The organism is Ramlibacter pinisoli (genome assembly GCF_009758015.1).
GTDB classification, from domain to species: Bacteria; Pseudomonadota; Gammaproteobacteria; order Burkholderiales; family Burkholderiaceae_C; genus Ramlibacter; species Ramlibacter pinisoli.
Genome location: NZ_WSEL01000003.1, coordinates 640,647 through 659,721, shown reverse-complemented (window position 1 = coordinate 659,721; position 19,075 = coordinate 640,647). Strand labels below are relative to the sequence as shown.

The 19,075-nt window shown below is 71.6% G+C and carries 20 protein-coding genes and 1 pseudogene; 8 read left to right on the top strand and 13 right to left on the bottom strand.

Going from position 1 to position 19,075, the window contains the following annotated elements; translation table 11 throughout:
- The first annotated feature begins 138 nt into the window (after positions 1–138).
- Positions 139–525, top strand: coding sequence for a RidA family protein (locus GON04_RS04345; RefSeq protein ID WP_157396735.1), 387 nt, complete (start codon positions 139–141; stop codon positions 523–525).
- Between the two features lie 27 nt (positions 526–552).
- On the opposite strand, the gene GON04_RS04340 is transcribed toward GON04_RS04345, so the two are convergent.
- From GON04_RS04340 to GON04_RS04330, 3 genes and pseudogenes are all read right to left on the bottom strand, one after another.
- The gene (locus tag GON04_RS04340; RefSeq protein WP_157396734.1) at positions 553–903 is read right to left on the bottom strand and encodes an FKBP-type peptidyl-prolyl cis-trans isomerase; all 351 of its coding nucleotides are present in this window, start codon (positions 901–903) and stop codon (positions 553–555) included.
- A gap of 31 nt (positions 904–934) precedes the next feature.
- Positions 935–2,118, bottom strand: a pseudogene (locus GON04_RS04335) (fumarylacetoacetate hydrolase family protein).
- Positions 2,115–2,444, bottom strand: coding sequence for a winged helix-turn-helix transcriptional regulator (locus GON04_RS04330; protein ID WP_157396733.1), 330 nt, complete (start codon positions 2,442–2,444; stop codon positions 2,115–2,117). Before GON04_RS04330 ends, GON04_RS04335 begins: the two are co-directional and overlap by 4 nt.
- 123 nt (positions 2,445–2,567) lie before the next feature.
- Between GON04_RS04330 and GON04_RS04325 the strand changes: the two genes are divergently transcribed.
- Complete coding sequence (locus tag GON04_RS04325) at positions 2,568–3,284, top strand: SOS response-associated peptidase (protein WP_157396732.1); 717 nt, start codon at positions 2,568–2,570, stop codon at positions 3,282–3,284.
- 6 nt (positions 3,285–3,290) lie between these two features.
- Here the strand turns inward: GON04_RS04325 and GON04_RS04320 are convergent, their stop codons facing one another.
- A complete protein-coding gene (locus GON04_RS04320) occupies positions 3,291–3,935 on the bottom strand; it encodes a hypothetical protein (protein ID WP_157396731.1) in 645 nt (214 codons plus the stop codon).
- A 191-nt stretch (positions 3,936–4,126) separates the two neighbouring features.
- Between GON04_RS04320 and GON04_RS04315 the strand changes: the two genes are divergently transcribed.
- The 3 genes from GON04_RS04315 to GON04_RS04305 all read left to right on the top strand — a co-directional run bounded on the left by GON04_RS04315 (position 4,127) and on the right by GON04_RS04305 (position 7,318).
- Positions 4,127–5,209 carry an alpha/beta fold hydrolase gene (locus tag GON04_RS04315; RefSeq protein ID WP_157396730.1) on the top strand — a complete coding sequence of 361 codons (1,083 nt, stop codon included), beginning with the start codon at positions 4,127–4,129 and terminating at the stop codon, positions 5,207–5,209.
- Positions 5,210–5,353: 144 nt separating this feature from the next.
- Positions 5,354–6,505 (top strand): aminotransferase class V-fold PLP-dependent enzyme, encoded by a 1,152-nt coding sequence (locus GON04_RS04310; protein ID WP_157396729.1) that lies wholly within the window; start codon positions 5,354–5,356, stop codon positions 6,503–6,505.
- 15 nt (positions 6,506–6,520) lie between these two features.
- On the top strand, positions 6,521–7,318 hold the full coding sequence (locus tag GON04_RS04305) for an alpha/beta fold hydrolase (protein ID WP_157396728.1): 798 nt from the start codon (positions 6,521–6,523) through the stop codon (positions 7,316–7,318).
- On the opposite strand, the gene GON04_RS04300 is transcribed toward GON04_RS04305, so the two are convergent.
- The 7 genes from GON04_RS04300 to GON04_RS04270 all read right to left on the bottom strand — a co-directional run bounded on the left by GON04_RS04300 (position 7,305) and on the right by GON04_RS04270 (position 13,630).
- Positions 7,305–8,765 (bottom strand): amidase, encoded by a 1,461-nt coding sequence (locus GON04_RS04300; RefSeq protein WP_157396727.1) that lies wholly within the window; start codon positions 8,763–8,765, stop codon positions 7,305–7,307. The two genes, GON04_RS04305 and GON04_RS04300, sit on opposite strands and share 14 nt — an antisense overlap.
- Before the next feature lie 62 nt (positions 8,766–8,827).
- A complete protein-coding gene (locus GON04_RS04295; protein ID WP_157396726.1) occupies positions 8,828–9,721 on the bottom strand; it encodes a restriction endonuclease in 894 nt (297 codons plus the stop codon).
- Positions 9,722–9,827: 106 nt separating this feature from the next.
- Positions 9,828–9,965: a DUF3096 domain-containing protein gene (locus tag GON04_RS04290; RefSeq protein WP_157396725.1), complete on the bottom strand. Its 138-nt coding sequence runs from the start codon at positions 9,963–9,965 to the stop codon at positions 9,828–9,830.
- A gap of 114 nt (positions 9,966–10,079) precedes the next feature.
- On the bottom strand, positions 10,080–11,240 hold the full coding sequence (locus GON04_RS04285) for an MFS transporter (RefSeq protein WP_157396724.1): 1,161 nt from the start codon (positions 11,238–11,240) through the stop codon (positions 10,080–10,082).
- Positions 11,241–11,253: 13 nt separating this feature from the next.
- Positions 11,254–12,234, bottom strand: coding sequence for a Bug family tripartite tricarboxylate transporter substrate binding protein (locus tag GON04_RS04280; RefSeq protein ID WP_157396723.1), 981 nt, complete (start codon positions 12,232–12,234; stop codon positions 11,254–11,256).
- 30 nt (positions 12,235–12,264) lie between these two features.
- Complete coding sequence (locus tag GON04_RS04275; protein ID WP_157396722.1) at positions 12,265–13,050, bottom strand: alpha/beta fold hydrolase; 786 nt, start codon at positions 13,048–13,050, stop codon at positions 12,265–12,267.
- Positions 13,051–13,057: 7 nt separating this feature from the next.
- Positions 13,058–13,630: a cupin domain-containing protein gene (locus tag GON04_RS04270; RefSeq protein WP_157396721.1), complete on the bottom strand. Its 573-nt coding sequence runs from the start codon at positions 13,628–13,630 to the stop codon at positions 13,058–13,060.
- Positions 13,631–13,776: 146 nt separating this feature from the next.
- On the opposite strand from GON04_RS04270, the gene GON04_RS04265 reads away from it, so the two are divergent.
- Positions 13,777–14,700, top strand: coding sequence for a LysR family transcriptional regulator (locus GON04_RS04265; RefSeq protein ID WP_157396720.1), 924 nt, complete (start codon positions 13,777–13,779; stop codon positions 14,698–14,700).
- A 147-nt stretch (positions 14,701–14,847) separates the two neighbouring features.
- Positions 14,848–15,267 (top strand): hypothetical protein, encoded by a 420-nt coding sequence (locus GON04_RS04260; protein WP_157396719.1) that lies wholly within the window; start codon positions 14,848–14,850, stop codon positions 15,265–15,267.
- Here the strand turns inward: GON04_RS04260 and GON04_RS04255 are convergent.
- Positions 15,246–15,992 carry an ArsR/SmtB family transcription factor gene (locus GON04_RS04255; RefSeq protein WP_157396718.1) on the bottom strand — a complete coding sequence of 249 codons (747 nt, stop codon included), beginning with the start codon at positions 15,990–15,992 and terminating at the stop codon, positions 15,246–15,248. The genes GON04_RS04260 and GON04_RS04255 overlap by 22 nt on opposite strands.
- Before the next feature lie 211 nt (positions 15,993–16,203).
- Here GON04_RS04255 and GON04_RS04250 point away from each other — a divergent pair, with 211 nt between their 5' ends.
- A complete protein-coding gene (locus tag GON04_RS04250) occupies positions 16,204–18,519 on the top strand; it encodes a hybrid sensor histidine kinase/response regulator (protein ID WP_181653883.1) in 2,316 nt (771 codons plus the stop codon).
- Here the strand turns inward: GON04_RS04250 and GON04_RS04245 are convergent.
- On the bottom strand, positions 18,503–19,039 hold the full coding sequence (locus GON04_RS04245; RefSeq protein ID WP_157396716.1) for a hypothetical protein: 537 nt from the start codon (positions 19,037–19,039) through the stop codon (positions 18,503–18,505). The genes GON04_RS04250 and GON04_RS04245 overlap by 17 nt on opposite strands.
- Positions 19,040–19,075 lie beyond the last annotated feature (36 nt).

Sequence of the window (19,075 nt, the reverse complement as noted above, 5' to 3'; positions counted from 1 at the left end):
GCAAGCTAGAGCGAGGCAAAAAAATGCTGAGCCGGTCCGGAGGGGCTATGCCTGCGCGACCCCCGTCCCCGGCGGCAGGGCTGCAGGCCGGTGGGCAGGCAGCCGTACAGTTGCGATTTTGCCCCGCAGGAGAGCGACATGGCACGCCAGTGGATCGGTTCCGGTTCGCGTTTCGAGGACGAGATCGGCTACGCGCGGGCGGTGGTGGACGGCGACTGGATCTTCGTGTCGGGCACGACCGGCTTCGACTACGCGACCATGACGATCGCCGACGACCCCGCGGCCCAATGCGAACAGTGCCTGCGCAACATCGCAGCCGCGCTGGAACAGGCCGGCGCCTCGCTCGACGACGTGGTGCGCGTCAACTACGTGGTGCCCGATCCGGCCGACTTCCGGCCCTGCTGGCCGGTGCTGCGCCGCCACTTCGGCCGGGCGAGGCCGGCCGCGATGGTGATCACGGCCGGCCTGCTGGACCCGCGGATGAAGATCGAGATCGAGGTGACGGCGCGCCGGCACTCGCCCTGAAGCGGTTGCGCGGGCCGGCTGTCCGCCTCAATGCGCGTCGAGCAGCTCGACGTCGAACTTGAGCGTGGCGTTGGGCGGGATCACGCCGCCGGCGCCGCGCGCGCCGTAGCCGAGCTGCGGCGGAATGATGAGCGTGCGCTTGCCGCCGATCTTCATGCCGGCGACGCCTTCGTCCCAGCCCTTGATCACCATGCCGGCACCGAGCGAGAACGCGAACGGGTCGTTGCGGTCGTGGCTGGAGTCGAACTTGGCGCCCTGCTTGCCGTCGTTGTACAGCCAGCCGGTGTAGTGCACATGCACGTGCTGGCCGGGCTTGGCCTCGCCGCCGGTGCCCGGGGTCGTGTCTTCGTACTGCAGGCCGGAGGGGGTGGTGATCATGCTTGTCCTTCTGGAATGGGGGTGGCCCTGCTCAGCCGAGCAGGCCGCGGCGGGCGAGGTCGCGCATCAGCGCGGCGGTGCCGTAGGTCCAGGGCGCGATGCGGTCGCTGGTGCCCACGCGGTTGGCGAGTGTACCGAGGGACGGGGTGGCCACCGTAACAAGGTCGCCGAGCACGTGGGTGAAGCCCTGGCCGGGGCCATGGCGGTCCTGGGTGGGGGCGAACATGGTGCCGAGAAACACCACGAAGCCGTCGGGGTACTGGTGGTTGGCGCCGCACGCCTGGGCCACCAGGTCGAGCGGGTCGCGGCTGATCTTCGCCAGCGAACTCGACCCTTCCAGCAGGTAGCCGTCGGGCCCGCGCACCTCGGTCGCCAGTTCGCAGCGGCGCACGGTGTCGATGCCGAACCGGCCGTCGAACAGGCGGATGAAGGGCCCGATGGCGCAGCTGCCGTTGTTGTCCTTGGCCTTGCCCAGCAGCAGGGCGCTGTGCCCTCGAAGTCGCGCAGGTTGACGTCGTTGCCCAGCGTCGCGCCCTTCACGCGCCCCCGGCTGTCGACTGCCAGCACGATCTCCGGCTCGGGGTTGTTCCATTCGCTGGCCGGGTGCAGGCCGATCTCGGCGCCGGTGCCCACGGAGCTCATGGGCTGCGACTTGGTGAAGACCTCGGCGTCGGGCCCGATGCCCACCTCCAGGTACTGCGACCACATGCCCTGCGCGATCAGCACGTCCTTCAGCCGGGCCGCTTCCGGCGAGCCGGGCACCACCGCGGACAGGTTCTCGCCGATCACGGCCACGACGGCCTGGCGCACGGCCTCGGCGCGGGACGCATCGCCGCGCGCCTGTTCCTCGATCACCCGTTCGAGCATGGACGACACGAAGGTGACGCCGGCGGCCTTGATCGCCTGCAGGTCGCAGGGCGCGAGCAGCCAGGGCAGCGTGCGGCTGCGCACGTCGCAGGCGCTGTTGGCCAGCACGGCGGCCGTGTCGCCGATGGGCGTGCCGGCGAAGGCGCGCACCGCCGCCGCGGGGTCGTCGAGTTCGAGCAGGTGCGCCATGGTGGGCGCCAGGCGCGAGAGGTCGAACACCTCGTCGGGCGTCACGCGCACGAGCACCGCGCCGAGGCCCTCGACCCAGGCGCGGCCCACGAGCACGGCCTGGTTGGCGTCGACGGGGAGGGTGACGGAAGGATGGAGCTGGGCGTGCAGGTCGTTCATGGGTTGGCCGACGTCTGTTGTCGCTTCTTGCCCTGTGCCGCCGACCACTTGGCGGCGAAAGCGGGCAGTTCGGAGAGGCGCTTGAGCAGGTCGGCGCCGGTGGGCGTGACGCAGTAGCCGTCGGGGCCATGTCCCAGCAGGCCGGCCTCGCGCAGTTCCTTGATGCGGGTGTTGAGCGTGTTCGGCGTGATGCCGCCCACGCTGTCCTGCAGCAGCCGGAAGGTCTGCGGGTGGCCGTCGCGCAGCGCCCAGAGCACGCGGATCGCGTAGCGCGCCTCCAGCAGCGCCAGCAGCTGGTGGATGGCGGCGTTGTCCCTGGAACTCATCTTCTGGTACCCCTCCTCGCGCCGCGCGAATCCGGCGCGGGAGGGGCAGTCTACCCACCCGCCGCTACACAAACAATAGCGGGCGAACCCTCCCTCGCGCCGCCGCCGCGTTAGCATCCCCTCATGTGCTCGAACTACGTGCCCGTCAGCCGGCGCGACCGGCTGCTCACCTTCTTCGGGGTGGCGCGGGACCGCGACGACGAGCCGGTCGACACCTGGCCGCTGGGCCTGGCGCCCTTCATCCGCCTGGCCGAAGACGGATCCGGGTTCGAGCGCGTCGTCGACGACGGCATCTTCGGCCTGCTGCCGGACTTTGCCACCGAGATCGGTTTCGGCCGCCGCACCTACAACGCGCGCAGCGAGACCGTCCACCGGCTTCCGAGCTTCCGCGAGTCGTGGGCGCAGGGGCGCCGCTGCATCATCCCGTGCGAGGCCATCTACGAGCCCAACTGGGAGAGCGGGCAGAGCGTGCGCTGGGCGATCTACCAGGACGGGTTCGTGCCGTTCGGCGTGGCGGGGCTGTACCGGAAGTGGCGCCATCCCGACGGCCGCGAGGTGTTCAGCTTCGCCATGCTCACCGTCAACGCCGATGGCCATCCGGTGATGCAGCGGTTCCACCGTCCCGAGGACGAGAAGCGCATGGTGGTGATCCTCGATCCCGAGGACTACGGCAACTGGCTGACCTGCCGGGTGCAGGACGCGTCGGCCTATTTCCACCGCTGGGACAAGCCGCTCAGGGCCGAGGCGTCGCCGTTGCCGCCGCGTGCGCCCAAGGCCGGCAGCGTGCGCACGGTGCGGCCGCCCAGGCCGCCCGATCCGCAGACCGGCAGCCTGTTCTGACCGCGGTCAGAGCTTCATCGGCTGGGTGGCTTCGAACGACGAGCCGCCATCCTTGCGGAAGGAGGCATCGCGTTCGCCGAGCATGCGCTCGAGTTCGGCGCGGGCGCTGTGGGGAGCGCCGCCGCCGGCGATGCGGGTCGGTCCGCTGATGACGTCGGCGTTGCCCGGCTCGGTGTCCGGCGCGGCGGCGGCCGGGTCCGGGGCGGGGGCCGTCCAGCTGCCCGGATGCGGCAGGGGCGGGCAGACCGAATCGTCCTTGAGGGCGAACTGCCACGACAGGCCCATCAGCCATTGCGAGGCCTGCGGGTCCATCATGAGGATGCGCTTTTCCAGGTTCTGCTGCAGGGCGACGGCATGCACCACCAGCCGCGGGTCCCAGTGCAACACGGACAGCCGCACGTGCACGCCCGGGTCGCGACCGGGGGCGGCAGTGGTCAGGGGATCGGCGCGCACCCAGTCGGCCGGGATGCCGTTGTGCAGCAGGGTGTCGCGGGCCGACACCCGCACCAGTTCCTTGCGGATGGCCTGCGGCGAGTTGGCCGACCCGCGGGTCGACGGGCTGTGGGCGCTGACGGCAGGCTGGCTGGCTCGCGCGGCGACCGACTTCGGCTTCGCGCCGCCCGAACCGAAGATCCGCTGCAGAAACCCCATAGTCTGTCCCTCGCCGAAGGCGTCCTACTTTGATCAATGGAGTATGCGCGCTGGCTGATCCGAAGGCAAAAGCGCTGTGGCTTTCTGGATGCACTCCGCCGCGCCGGTCATCACGATGGCCGAGGGAAGGTCCGCATGCGACGCAGCGCCCGCGCTCCTAGACTGCGCGGCAAACGACACAGGAGACACCCATGCACCTCGCCGCCGCCGCCGGGCCCGCCCGCCGCGCCTTCCTCGCCGTCGCCACTGCGCTTTGCCTCGTCCCGGGCCTCGCGGCGGCGGCCGACTTCCCGGCCCCGCGCGAACAGAGCGCCGTGCTGAAGGACTTCCGCTTCCACACCGGCCAGGTGCTGCCGGAACTGCGCGTCAACTACGTGACGGTGGGGGCGCCCAGCGGCGAGCCGGTGCTGTTGCTGCACGGCACGGCGGGCAATGCGCAGACACTCTTGACCCCGGCTTTCGGTGGAGAACTTTTCGGTTCAGGACGGCCGCTGGATGCCACCAAATACTTCATCATCATTCCCGACGCCATCGGCACCGGCAAGTCGACCAAGCCCTCCGACGGCCTGCGTGCCGCATTCCCCAAGTACAACTACGAGGACATGGTCGATGCGCAGTACCGGCTGGTGAAGGAGGCGCTGGGCATCAAGCACCTGCGCGCCATCATCGGAAATTCCATGGGCGGGATGCACGCCTGGCTGTGGGGCGTGAAGTACCCCGGCGAGATGGACCTGCTGGTGCCCATGGCCTGCCAGCCGACCGAGATGTCCAGCCGCAACTGGATGATGCGCCGGCTGATCGTCGACTCCATCAAGAACGACCCGGACTGGAACGGCGGCAACTACACGAAGCAGCCGCGCAGCGCCCAGTTCGCCTCGGTGTTCTTCGGCGTCGGCACCAGCGGCGGCGACCTGGCGCTGTACAAGGCGGCCCCCACGCGCGAGAAGGCCGACGCGCTGCTCGATGCCCGCCTCAAGGCACCGTTCACCATGGATGCCAACGACGTGCTGTACCAGTGGGAGTCGTCCGGCGACTTCAACGCCTCGCCCGGTCTCGAGCGCATCCGCGCCAACGTGCTGGCAATCAACGCCGCCGACGACGAGCGCAACCCGCCGCAGACCGGCATCATGGAACGCGAGCTCAAGCGGCTGAAGAACGCGCGCTATGTCCTCATCCCCGCCAGCGACCAGACCGCCGGCCACGGCACGACCGGCAACGCGAAGTGGTGGAAGGCCGAGCTGGCCGGCGCGCTGCAATCCCTGTCCAAGCCCTGAGCTGACAGCACCGCGGTAGCGTCCAGGGGCCACGCTCATCCGGCCCCTGGCCTGCCGCGGTCTTTGCGGCAGTGCACAAAAGGGGCCCCCGCGCCCCGGTGCTAAGCTGCCTCCCCCTTTCACGCATCCTCCCGCGAGACATCCATGCCCGGACTGCTTCCCGACGTCGATCCCGACGGCCTGCTCGAGTTCTCGGTCGTCTACACCGACCGTGCCCTGAACCACATGTCCCAGGCGTTCCAGGGCGTCATGAAGGACATCGGCAGCATCCTCAAGGAGGTCTACGGCGCCAAGTCGGCCATCCTGGTGCCGGGCAGCGGCACCTTCGGGATGGAATCCGTGGCGCGCCAGTTCGCGACCGGCAAGGACGTGCTGGTGCTGCGCAACGGCTGGTTCAGCTTCCGCTGGACGCAGATCTTCGACATGGGCGCGATCCCGGCCTCGTCCACCGTGCTCAAGGCGCGCAAGACCGGCAGCGGCCCCACCGCAGCCTGGGTGCCGGCCCCGATCGCCGAAGTCACCGCCGCCATCCGCGAGAAGAAACCCGCGGTCGTGTTCGCGCCCCACGTGGAAACCGCCGCCGGGATGATCCTGCCCGACGACTACCTGCGCGCCGTCGCCGACGCGGTGCATGCGGTCGGCGGCCTGTTCGTGCTGGACTGCATCGCCTCCGGCGCGATGTGGGTCGACATGCAGTCGACCGGCGTCGACGTGCTCATCTCGGCGCCGCAGAAGGGCTGGAGCAGCTCGCCGTGCTGCGCGATGGTGATGCTCAGCGAGCGCGCCCGCACCGCCATCGACGGCACCAGCAGCAACAGCTTCGCCTGCGACCTGAAGAAGTGGCTCCAGCTGATGGAAGCCTACGAGCAGGGCTCGCACATGTACCACGCCACCATGCCCACCGACGCCCTGGTGCGGCTGCGCTCCACCATGCAGGAGACGCGGGCCTACGGCTTCGCCAAGGTGAAGGCCGAGCAGGAAGAGCTGGGCCGCAAGGTGCGGGCGTTGTTCGAAAGCCGCGGCTTCGCCAGCGTCGCGGCCGACGGCTTCAAGGCGCCCGGCGTGGTGGTGAGCTACACCACCGACCCCGACATCCAGAGCGGCAAGAAATTCCTCGCCAAAGGCCTGCAGACCGCCGCCGGCGTGCCCCTGCAGTGCGACGAGGGCAGCGACTTCAAGACTTTCCGCATCGGCCTGTTCGGGCTGGACAAGTGGCACAACGTCGACCGCACGGTGGGCCACCTGGCGGCGGCACTCGACCGGCTGGGCATCCTCGCGCCGGCAAAGGCGGCCTGAACGCAGGGCGTTCCCATGGCGCAGGCGGCTTTCCGTGAAGCCGGCAGCGGCCCCACCGTCGCCTGCTTCCATTCCAACGCCAGCCACGGCGGCCAGTGGCGGTCCCTGATGGACCTGCTGGCCGGCCGCTACCGCGTCGTCGCGATCGATTCCTACGGCTCGGGCAAGTCGCCCGACTGGCCGTCGCCCACCGAGATCACGCTGGCCGACGAGGTCGCGTTCGCCGAACCGATCCTGGCCGGCGCGCCGCCGATCCACCTGGTCGGCCACTCGTACGGTGGTGCCGTGGCGCTGTGCGCCGCGCTGCAGCACCCGGAGCGCTACGCCAGCCTGGTGCTGTACGAGCCGACGCTGTTCGCCCTGGTCGACCGGCTCCATCCCGCGCCCAACGGCACCGAGGGCATCAAGGCCGCGGTGGCGCAGGCGGCCGACTGCCTGGCGCGCGGCGACCAGGACGGCGCCGGCCGCGCCTTCATCGACTACTGGATGGGCGCCGGCAACTGGGACCGCCTGCCGGCCGAGCGACGTGCGCCCATGGCGGCGTCGATCGCCAACGTGCGCCGCTGGGCCCACGCGCTGGTCACCGACCCGGTGTCGCCCGACGCGCTGCGCGCCCTGCATATCCCGGTGCTGCTGCTCACCGGCAACCGCTCGCCGGCCTCGGCCCACGCGGTGGTGCGCGCCCTGCAGGGCCTGTTGCCCGACGTGCGCACCATCGAGTTGCCCGAGCTCGGCCACATGGCGCCGGTGTCGCACCCGCAGCCGGTCAACGCCGAGATCGAACGTTTCCTCGACGGCCTCAGCCGCGGCTAGGGGCGGCCCCCTGGGCAATGTCCCGCGGCCGGATCGCCAGGAAGTCCTTGCGCACCGCCTCGTAGCCCGCCGCCACACCCAGCAGGAACGCATCGGCGCCGTGCGGCGCCAGCAGCTGGATGCCCATGGGCCAGCCGTGCTGCGGATGGAAGCCGGCCGGCACGCTGATGGCCGGCACGCCGGCCAGCGTCGCGTAGATCGTGCATTCCATCCAGCGGTGGTAGGTGTCCATCGCGCGGCCACCGATGCGCTGCGGCCAGCGCTGCTCGACCGGGAACGGCCAGACCTGCGCCACCGGCAGCGCCAGCACGTCCCAGCGCCCGAACAGGCCCTGCAGATGGTGGTGGAAGCGGGTGCGCTGCTGGCTGGCACGCAGCAGGTCGGCGGCCAGGAGGGCATGCGATCCCTCGTGCTCCCACAGCGCCTCCGGCTTGATGGCGTCGCGGGCATCCGGCAGGCGCAGCAGCGCGTCGATGCGCGGCCCCACCAGTGCCCGCCGCCAGGCCAGCCAGCAGTCCCACAGCCGGGCCGGATCGGTGCCGAAGGGCGCCGCGTCCACCGCGGCGCCGGCGCCCGCGAGATGGCCCAGCGCCTCCTGGCAGGCCTCGAGCACGCCGGGCTCGGTGGCGAGGTAGCCGTCCAGGTCGCCCAGCCAGCCGACCCGCAGGCCCCGCAGCGCCGCCGCCGGATCGGCCGGTGGCTCCCAGCGGAAGGTCGATTGCAGCGACAGCGGCGAGCGCGGGTCGTGGCCGGCCTGCACGGCGAGCAGCCGCGCCACGTCGTCCACCGTGCGCCCCATCGGCCCTTCGGTGCCGAGCTGGTCGATCCAGACGTCGGGCCGGGGCACCAGCGGCACCCGTCCCTGGGTCGGGCGCAGGCCGAACACGTGGTTCCAGCCGGCCGGGTTGCGCAGCGAGCCCATGAAGTCGGAGCCGTCGGCCACCGGCAGCAGCCGCTGGGCCAGCGCCACCGCGGCGCCGCCGCTGCTGCCGCCGGCCGACACCGCCGGGTCCCAGGCGTTGCGGGTGGCCCCGAACAGCTCGTTGAAGGTGTGCGAGCCCAGGCCGAGCTCCGGCGTGTTGGTGCGGCCGACCACGATGCACCCGGCCGCCTTCATGCGCGCGGCCAGTACCCCGTCGCTGGACGGCACGTGGCGCGCCAGCAGGCGGCTGCCCTGGGTGGTCGGAAAGCCCGCGACCTGCGCGATGTCCTTGATGGCCTGCGGCATCCCGTGCAGCCAGCCCCGGCTGCGGCCGGCGGCCAGGTCGGCGTCGCACGCATCGGCCTGCGCCAGCAGCGTGTCGTCGGGCGCCAGGCTGACGATGGCGTTGAACGCCGGGTTGACGCGGTGGATGCGATCCAGCGTGGCCTGCATCACCTCGCGGCAGGAGACCTGGCGCGAGTGGATGAGCGTCGAGAGGGCGTGGGCGTCGAGGTCGGTGAGCATGTGCGCGCGGTGGTCCGGCCCATCCTAGTGCGGGCGGGGCGCCCCACGCAGCGGGTTCGCCCTCAGGCGCGCATCGGCAGCGTGGCGCGGCAGCGCGGGAAGTCGGCGCAGCCCCAGAAATCCCGGTCGCCCTTGCGCGCTGTCCGGCTCACCATCTTCTGGCCGCAACTGGCGCAGGTGGGCCGCCAGTACTCGCCTTCGTAGGCGCTCGCCAGCAGCGCCTGCTGCTGCGCCGGCGTGCGCTGGCCGATGAGCGCCAGCAAGCCCTGGCCATCGAGCGTGTGGATGCGGTTCTCGCGCGCGAAGCGCAAGGCCTCGGCCGTGAAGGTCGAGGTCGTGGCGTAGGTTCCGCGCGCCAGCCGGTGCGACGCCATCACGCCCAGGAGTTCGCGCACTTCCTTCACGCCGACCGCCTTGCCGTGCCAGTGCTTGCATTGCACGACCATGGCCGGCCCCTCGGCGTGGCGCGAATGCAGCCAGATGTCGACGCCGCCGTCGGCGCCGTGGGACTGGGTGCGGGCCTCGAAGCCGGCCTGCGCGAACAGCTCGGCGCACAGGGCCTCGAAGCGCCGCCACTCGATGTCGTCGAACACCTGCGCGCTCCACTGGGTGGCGGGTGCGCGGCGCTCGGGTGCCGCCTCGGTCGGCGCCACCATCACGCTGCTGCGCACGAAGTCGGTCGACCTGGGATACCACTCGGGCTCGACCCGGCGCGGCGCGCCGGGCTGGCGCGGACGCAGCGCGTAGCCCACCACGCCGAGCACCAGGCCGACCAGCAGCACCGACCAGGCGGGCGTCGTCAGTTGGCTGGCGAGCGCCGCCACCACCGGGCTGCGCGCGCCCCGCAACGAGACCGACATGGCCAGCAGCAGGGCCGCCAGCGCGCACAGGCTGACGGCCAGGGCGAGCACCTGCCGCGAGGGATGGAGGGCAGGGCGGCTGGAACGGCGGGGCATGGCGGCCCAGTGTAGGAGCGCCACCGGCGCGCGGATGGGCTGACCCGTCAGGCTTGCCGGGCCGGCGCCGAATGCGCGACGGGGTCGAGCCCCGCGTTGCGGGCCGTCAACGCCCGAACAGGCCCACCGCGCCGATGACGATCAGGTAGATCGCGACGATGTAGTTGAGCAGCCGCGGCATGATCAGGATCAGCACGCCGGCCACGAGCGCGGCCACCGGGCCGATCTGGGCAGTGATGTTCATGGGGAGGCTCCCTGGTTGCCCGGCCAAGTGTGGGCCGGTGTCAGCGGGCGCGGGTGCTGAGATGGCTCCTTCGGACCGGGGCCGCAGCAGGCGGCTGGGTCCGCCGCGCCGAACTCAACGGGCCGGCGCGACAGCCGGCCGCGGCATCCGCCACCAGGCGAGCGCGCTGGCGCCGGCGGTCGCGCCCACCGCCAGCACCAGCATCGGATGCGGCGCCAGCGGCAACGCGCCGGCGATCCAGGCCGAGCAGGCGCCGGCCACCATGTGCACCGTCCCGATGGCGGCCGCCGCGATGCCGGCCTGGTGGGGGACGTCCTGCAACACCAGCGAGAACGAGGCCGGAAAGACAACGCCGTGCCCGATGGCATAGAGCGTGAGCCCCAGGATCCACAGCGCCGTGGCCGGCCAGGCCAGCGTGGCCGCCAGCAGCAGCGCACCGGCCGCGACCAGGCCGATGCCCAGGGCGACATGGTGCGCACCTGGGGTGGCGGCCCGGTGCCGCACCCACTGGCTGCCCATGGCGAAGCCCAGGTAGGTGCCCCCCAGCAGCAGGGCGGCCGCACCGGGGCTGAACCCCACGGAGGACTGCAGTGCCGCCGGCCCCAGCGCCGCGATGACGAAAAAAGGTGCCGCGGCGCAGGCGAAGGCCAGCACGGTCCGGCGCACGCCGGCGTGTCGCTGCAGCGCCGCCCAGGCCGCCAGGCTGGGCGGCCGGGTGCCGGGCGGCCGCGTCTCGGGAAAACCGTGCCAGGAGGCCACGAGCGCGATGGTCACCAGCGCGGCACCCAGGCCCAGCGCGGCGCGCCACGACCACAGCTCGGTGGCCGCCCAGGCGAGCGGCGGTGTGATGGCCGGGGCCAGCGCGAACACCATCGACAGCACAGCCATCGCGCGCTGCAGCGACTGGCCGGCGTGAACGTCGCGCAGGCAGGCCCGCGGCACGACCAGTGCGGTCGCCAGTCCCAGGCCGGCCAGCAGGCGGCTGGCCAGCAGCAGCGGCGCCGCATCGGCCAGTGTCCCCAGCAGCGTTGCCACGGTGGCCAGCGCCAGCCCGGCGAGCAGGGTGGGGCGGCGGCCCCAGTGGTCGGCGGCGTTGCCAGCAAGGAACTGGCCGAGGCCCAGCCCCAGCGCGTACAGGCCGACGAGCGCGCCGGCCTGCGCCGGCGGCAGCCGGCTGCCATCGCTGAAGACCGGCTGCAGGCCGACTGCGAGGTTCATCGTGAGGGGCGGCAGCATCGCCACCACCGCGACCTGCGCCGCGGAGGGGGCGCGCACCACCGTCACCCGGTCACTCCACCCGGATGTTGTTGGCCTTGGCGATCCTGGCCCATTTGTCGTACTCGTCGCGCGAGATGCGCGAGAAATCGTCGATGCTGTTGCCCACCGGTTGCAGGCCCAGATCGATCAGCTTGTTCTGCACGTCGGGCTGGCGCAGGACCTTGACGATCTCGGTGTTCATGCGCGCGACGATCTCCTTGGGCGTGCCTGCCGGCATATAGAACCCCTGCCAGCCGTCGCCGTCGTAGCCGGGCAGCAGCTCGGCCACCGTCGGCACGTCGGGCAGCGCCGGGCTGCGCTTGGGGCTGGTGATGGCCAGGGCGCGGGCCTTGCCTCCCTTGACCAGGGGGATGGCGGTGGTCGCGGGATCGAACGCCAGCGGCACCTGGCCGGCGATGACGTCCTGCACCGGCGAGCCCTTGTAGGCCACGTGGACCATCTTGATGCCCGCCATGTTGTTCATCATCTCCATCACCACGTGCGGGCCCGAGCCCACGCCGAGCGAACCATACTCCACCGAGTCGGGCTTGGCCTTGGCTCGGGCGAGCAGGGCCTTGAGCGTGGTGTCCGGCTGGTTCATGCCGGTGATCAGCACGTAGGGCACGCGCGCCACCAGGGTGACGGGCGCGAAATCCTTCTGCACGTCGTACGGCAGCTTGGTGTAGACGGCCGGGTTGATGCCCATGATGGAATTGACCGTCATGAACAGCGTGTAGCCGTCGCCGGGGCTGCGGGCCGCGACTTCGGCGCCGATGATGCCGGCGGCCCCTGCGCGGTTGTCGATGATCAGGGGCTGGCCGAGAGCGCGGCCCAGCGGCTCGGCCAGGATGCGCGAGACAACGTCCGGCGACACGCCGGCGGCGAACGGCACCACCAGCTTGATCGGCTTGTCGGGCCACTTGCCCTGGGCGCGCACGGCGGTGCTGGCGGTCAGGGCGGCGGCACCCAGGGTACCCAGGACGGTGCGGCGGGTGAAGGAAGGCTGGGGCATATGGAAGTCTCCGATTGTTCTTCAGGGAGGTCAGGCGAACGCCACGTCGAGCAGCAGGCCCTCGTAGCGCTGGGGATTCAGCACGTGCGGGTAGTGCCCGCCGGTGGCCAGGCGGGCGTGGCGGGCCCGCGGGTACTGGTTGCGCAGACGGTCGCGCGCGATCGCCGGGATGATGGGGTCGTCGTCGCAGTCGAGGACCACGATGTCGTCGTCGCGCAGCGGCAGCGGGGGGCAGGCCTGCGCCTGCGTCACGCCGGCAAATCGCGCGTGCAGGTTGTCGGGCGACTGTCGCTCGGCCAGCATCTGCAACTGCAGTTGCTGGAGCGGCGCCACCGGCGCCTGTTGCACGCGGCCGAGCCAGGTGCCGTGCAGGTCCGCCGGCGCCACGCGTGCCACCCAGTCCGGGTCGAACAGCGGGTTGCTGGCCAGGTCGGCCGCGTCGACGAAGCCGTTGCCGATGACCAGCTTGCGCACCGCGGACGGGTGCCGCAGCGCAACGAACTGCGCCCAGTAGGCGGCGAACGATGAACCCACCACCACGCAGGGCGGCAGGTGCAGGTGGTCCATCACCGACTTCAGGCCGTCGGCCAGCTTGACCGGGTCGGCTTCGGCGGGGTACGTGACGGCGATCAGGCGCAGCCGCTGTCCGAGCGACAGCAGCGTGCGCACGAACATCGCGCCGTCGCCCACCGAGCCGGGCAGCAGCACCACGGCGGGGCCGGTGCCGGCCGTGTCGAGCCAGCGCCAGGCATGGCCGTCGACGACCAGCGACGACCAGGCGTACCGGCTCTCCAGCCGGTCGATCAGTTCGCGCATGCCGGCCTCAGTACTTGCCGTCGGGCGTCATGAAGCCTTCGGCGATCAGCTTGTCGTGGGCCTCGGGCGAGAACTCGGCCTCGGGCGCGTCGCCGCCGATGACGAACAGCAGCCAATGGGACTGGCCGGGTTCATTGAAGGTGACGTTCTCGAAGCGACGCTGCACGCCGGGCGGGAAGGAGATGACGTCGCGCGGGCCGAGGTCGAAGTGCTCCACCTTGCCGTCCACTTCCCACGAGCAGCGCCAGGTGCCTGTGATCGGCATGAACGTCTCGTTGGTGTCGTGGTTGTGCATCATCGGGCCCTTGCCCGGCGTGGTCTCGCAGAAGCCCATGTTGAAACCTTCGCGGATCTTGATGTGGGCACGCTCGGCAGCCTGGTCGCCCACCGGCGAGACGATGACGGCGCCGTCGCTGCGCTGCGGCGGCTGGAAGCCGATCACGTTGTAAAGCTTGCGCGTGGCGCTGGGATGGCGGCTGTCCGGCAGGCCGCCGTCGTAGCCCTGGATCTCGCTGAAGAGAGCGACGCGCTGGCGCATCTCGTCGCGGGTGACGCGGATCGTGGGGATCTTGGGTTGCATGGTGTCTCGCTGCGTTGTGGACGGGGGCTGGTCCGGGAGTCCGGTGCCACGCTGGCTGCGGACCCTGGGTTGGCCTGGATTACAGTCGCCCGACGCCGCGGCGGCAATTCGCCGCGCCGATAGCCGCTATCCAGATTCCGATCCCCATGCGCCTGCGCGACCTGGACCTCAACCTGCTGGTAGCCCTGGATGCCCTGCTGCGCGAGAAGCACGTCTCACGCGCCGCGGCCGGCCTGGACATGAGCCAGTCGTCGATGAGCCTGGCGCTGTCCAAGCTGCGCGCCCTGTTCGACGACCCGCTGCTGGTGAAGGGGGGCGCCGGCCTGGTGCTCACTGCCCGCGCCGAGGACCTGGCGCCGCGCGTCGAGGAGGCCCTTCGCCAGATCGATAGCCTGATGCACATGCGCCCGGCGTTCGACCCGGCGCAGGCGCGTGACACCATCACCCTCATCGTCACCGACTACATCGACTTCGTGGTGGTTCCCGAGCTGGTCAAGGAGATGGCGGTGCAGGCGCCGCACGTCATCCTGCGCATCGTGGGGCCCAATCCGCGGCGCATCGGCGAGATCTTCAGCAGTGGCGAAGTCGACGTGGCGATCTCGTACTTCCCCGATCCGCCCGGCAGCTTGCGGGTGCGGCCGCTGTTCCACGAGCGCATGGTGGGCGTCGCGCGCCGCGGCCATCCGCTGCTGGCCGCACCCATGGACCTGGATGCGTTCTGCGCGGCCGGCCACGTCACCGTGGAGCCGGGGGCGGCGACCATGTACAACGCCGTGCTCGACTCACAGCTGCAACGCGCCGGCCGCACCCGCCGCGTGATGCTCTCCAAGCCCACCTTCCTGGGCGTGCCGTTCATCGTCGAGCAGACCGACCTGCTCGCGACGCTGCCCGAGCGCGTGTTGCAGCGGTTCCTGGGCATGCTGGCGCTGGAGACTTTCGAGCCCCCGGTGGCGTTGGCGCCGTTCGACATCGTGCTGATGTGGCACGACCGGTCGCACACCAATCCGCTGCACCGCTGGTTCCGCGAGCTGGTGATCGACCTCTGCCGGCGGCGGTTCGGCGGCACCTGAGTTGCGGCGCCGGCGCGACAGCCCGGAATGTCTGGTTACACGGCTCACGCTTGCTCGCCTACGGCCGAGTTTGGTTGCAGTTTCGGCAGGCAGCCCGTCGGCGGCTTGGGCAGCATGGAAGCTCAGCCATTCGTCACGGAGCTCGCCATGCACACCTTGCCTCGCCTGCTGTCGATCGCTTCCATCGCCTTGTTGTCCGCGCCGCCGGCGGGCGCGCAGGACGGCGGCTATCCGGCCCAGAACCAGCCACCGCCGCAGAACCCCGTGTACCGCTGCGCCGGAGCGACCGGCCTGACGTACACCCATGTGCCGTGCGCCGGCGCCCAGCAGCTGGGCACGGGCCGGGTGAGCAAGACCTTCGACCGCCACGCGGTGCCGCCGCAGGACCGTGCGCACCAGATGGCCCGCGCCGCGCTCGATGCCGACACGCGCCAGCAGTGCGAAGCGCTGCAGGGGCACATCCGTGCCGACGAGGTGCGCATGCGCAACAAGGGCTCGATGCCGACCGAGGCGGAGGAGGGCGACCTCGCGATGCTGCGGGTGCGCTACCGCGAACTGCGCTGCTGAACGGGGTCGCCAGCCTGCACCGACATCCAGCGCTCCACGCCCAGCCAGTCGCGCAGCGCCACGGCGCCGCGCGGCGTGAGCTGCAGCGCCCGCGTGCCGGGCGCCTGCAGCAGCCAGCCCATCTGCAGCGTGTGCGAGCACAGCAAGGCGCCCAGGCGGCCGGCCAGGTGCATGCGCCGCTCGCCCCAGTCCAGGCAGGGCCGGCAGGCGGGCCGCTGGCCGGGGCCACGCGCGTGCACCACCTCCGAGCGCAGGCCCAGTCCCTCCAGCACCGGGCCGGCGCGCTCGGTGACCACGGCCGTGTCGTCTTCCACCAGCACCGCACGTTCGTCCACCAGCCGCTGGGCGATCGCCACGGCGATGCGGCCGGCCAGGTGGTCGTAGCAGGTGCGTGCCAGGCGCATCGTCGCGTCGCGCGGGCCGGTGGCCACGCGCGGACGGTCGGGCGCCGACTGCGCCGCCAGCTGCATGACGCTTTCGAGCAGGCGCGCCACCTCGGGCGAAGCCAGCCGGTGGTAGCGGTGCCGGCCCTGCCGGTCCAGCCGCAGCAGGTCGGCCTCGACCAGCAGCGCCAGGTGCCGGCTGGCGGTGGCGGGCGTGATGCCGCCGGCGGCCGCCAGCTCATGCGCGGTGAGGGCCCGCCCGTCCATCAGGGCCAGCAGCATGCCGGTGCGTGCCGGCTCGCCCAGCAGCGCGGCAATGCGGGCGACCTGGTTGGTGTTCATGCGCCCAGTGTGCGGCATGGCCGCGCGCCCATGCTTCGTCGCCCAGCGAAGCATCGCGCACGGCTGAGCCGTCTCCCGTCCGGCCGAGCTGCCCGTGCGACGACGGCCCATTCCGATGGCGGATTGCGCGCCCGTCTGCTCCCGCTCGCCGGGTCTTGCGGCTAGAGTTGGTCGGCACTTCTCCAGCGGCGTTGCTGCCGCCGCAATGCACTTGAAGTTTCTCCCGCGGCCTCGAAACCTCAACCACGTCCTCTGGTGGTTGCTGGCTGCCGTCATCACGCCCCTGCTCCTCGGAACGTTGGCCCTGCTGGCGCTGCAGACCGCGCAGGAGAACCGCACGGCCAGCACCCGCCTGGCGGCGCTGGCCGAGACGCTGGTGGAGGTGACCGACGCCGAGTTCGACCGCGGCCGTGCCCAGCTCGACGTGCTGGCGGCCTCGCCGCAGATCGATCGCCAGGACTGGCAGCAGCTGCGCCTGTTCGCCTCCGAGATCACGCGCCGCGTCCCCGGCAGCGTCATCGTGCTGGTCGGTCCCGACGGCAAGGCCCAGTTCAACACGGCGGTGAACTGGGGCGATGCGCTGCCCAACCTGTGGCAGCTGGGCGAGCAGCGGCTGGAGGTGAACTGGGAGGGGAAGGCCCTGCCCCTGAGTTCGGGCAACCTGTCGCGCCAGGTGTTCCAGACCAACCGGCCGGCCTACAGCGACCTCTACTACGGGGTGAACGTGCACCGCCCGGCGCTGTCGCTGTCCATCCCGGTGCAGCGCGATGGCCAGCCGCGCTATGCGCTGATCTTTTCCTACCCTCCGGCGGTGCTGGAGGACCGCCTGCGCTCGGCCGTTCGCGCACCCGAGATCCGGGCCAGCCTGATCGACCGGCGCGGCGTGGTGGTCGCCACCAACAAGAGTTCGGCCGCCCACCTGGCGGACAAGGCCACGCCCATCGCGATGGAGCCGGACCGCAGCAGCGGCCTGTACCGGGCCACCGGGCGGGACGGCAAGAGCCTGATGGGCGCGTGGGCCCGCTCGCCCACCAACGGGTTCACGGTGCGCGTCTCGCAGGAACATGGCGGGCACGTGTTCCCGACCCGCATCACGTCGCTGGCCTGGGTGCTGCTCCTGCTGGCAGCGATGGCCGTCAGCATCACCCTGGCCGGCATCCTGAGCCGGCGCCTCGCGCGGCCGCTGCGCGAGCTGGGCGAGGACGCCCTGGCCGGCCGGCCGCCGCCGCCGGAGCGCGACACCGGCATCGCCGAACTGGACGTGCTGGCCAAGGCCCTGCGCGAGGGCGCCGTCGCCGAGCAGAAGCGCGTGGAGGAGCGCACGCGCCGCCGCCTGGCCGAGAGCCAGGAGGTCATGCTGCGCCAGGCCGATCGCCAGAAGGACGAATTCCTGGCCACGCTGGCGCACGAACTGCGCAACCCGCTGGCCCCGATCCGCACCGCGGTGGAATTGATCCGGTTGCGGGGCACCGCCGATCCGGTGGTGGAGCGGGCGCGCGCCGCCATCGAGCGCCAGACCCTGCACCTGTCGCACCTGGTGGATGACCTGCTCGACGTCTCGCGCATCACCCTGGGCCGCATCCACCTGCGCCAGGAGCCGGTGAACATGGCGGAGGTGGCCGCGGCCGCCGTCGATGCCCTCAGCGCCACTGCCACCCGCGCGGGCCTGGTGCTGGAGCAGGAGATCGGGCAGCCGCCGCCCTGGGTGCGCGGCGACGTCACCCGCCTCACGCAGTGCGTGGTCAACCTGCTGAACAACGCCGTGAAGTTCACCGCCGCCGGCGGCCGCCTGGGGGTGCGCGTGCATGCGCAGGGCGACCAGGTGCTGGTCGAGGTGCGCGACAGCGGTGTCGGCATCTCGCCCGAGAACCTGGAACGCATCTTCGACCTCTTCGTGCAGGAGCGGCACAGCGGGCACGGCGGCAACACCGGCCTGGGCATCGGCCTGGCGCTCACGCGCCGGCTGGTGGAGCTGCACGGCGGCACCATCCGCGCCGAGAGCAAGGGGCTGGGCCACGGCAGCAGCTTCTGCATCGGGCTGCCGCGCATCGAGGCCCCCCCGGCCATCCAGCCGCCCGCCCCCGAGTCGACGCAGATGAACGGGCAGGGCGGCCGCGTGCTGGTGGTCGACGACAACCGCGATGCGGCCGACACGCTGGGCGAGCTGCTGGGCATGAACGGCTATGCCGTCGTCCTGGCGCACGACGGCGAATCGGCCGTGCGGGTGGTGCGCGAGCAGGAGCCGGAGGTGGTGCTGCTGGACATCGGACTGCCGGACATCGACGGCTACGAGGCCTGCCGCCGCATCCGTGCCAGCACCGACCTGTCGCAGCAACCGTTGCTGATCGCGCTGACCGGCTGGGGCCAGCAGAGCGACCAGCAGGCGGCCAAGACGGCCGGCTTCGACGCCCACCTCACCAAGCCGGTGGCGCCGGGCGACCTGGTGGCGCTGCTGGATGAGAGGTTGGGCAAGGGCCGGGGCCCGCTGGTCCTTCCTCCGGAGGCGGGGCTCAGGCCGGGAGCGTGACCTGCTCCACGACCTGCCCCTTCGCAACGGCCGTCGTCCCCACCAGCAGGTGGACCTGCGTGCCCGGCAACAAGGTGCGCAGGGCCACATCGGGCAGCAGGCACTCCACCGCGACGGGGTCGCTGCCCGGCGCGGCGAGCCACTCGGCCACCGGCCGATCGAACCGGATCGTGAACCCGCGGCGGCCGACCAGCAGCGTGCCGAGATCGTCCACCGGCTCGAGCGAGGCCAGGAAGCCGTCCGGCAGCGGGCCGGGCTCGAGTCGAACCCGCAACTGCGCGACGAACGGTGAGTCCGGATCGAAGTGCGTCGGCGGCGGCGTGCCGGACGGGATCTTGCGCATCAGGAAGCCGACGAAGTTGCCCACCGCGGGCAGCCACATCACCAGCAGCAGCGTGCCGATGTCGCGCAGGGTGGACGGATTGGGCGCTTCGTGCCGGATGATCCCGCCGGCAACGGCCAGGGCGAGCATGATGGCCATCGCGAGCTGGCGACGGGCGGAGGTGGCGACAAGGGGCATCGGGCGATTCTCTGTGGGATGAACGGGAGGACGGCC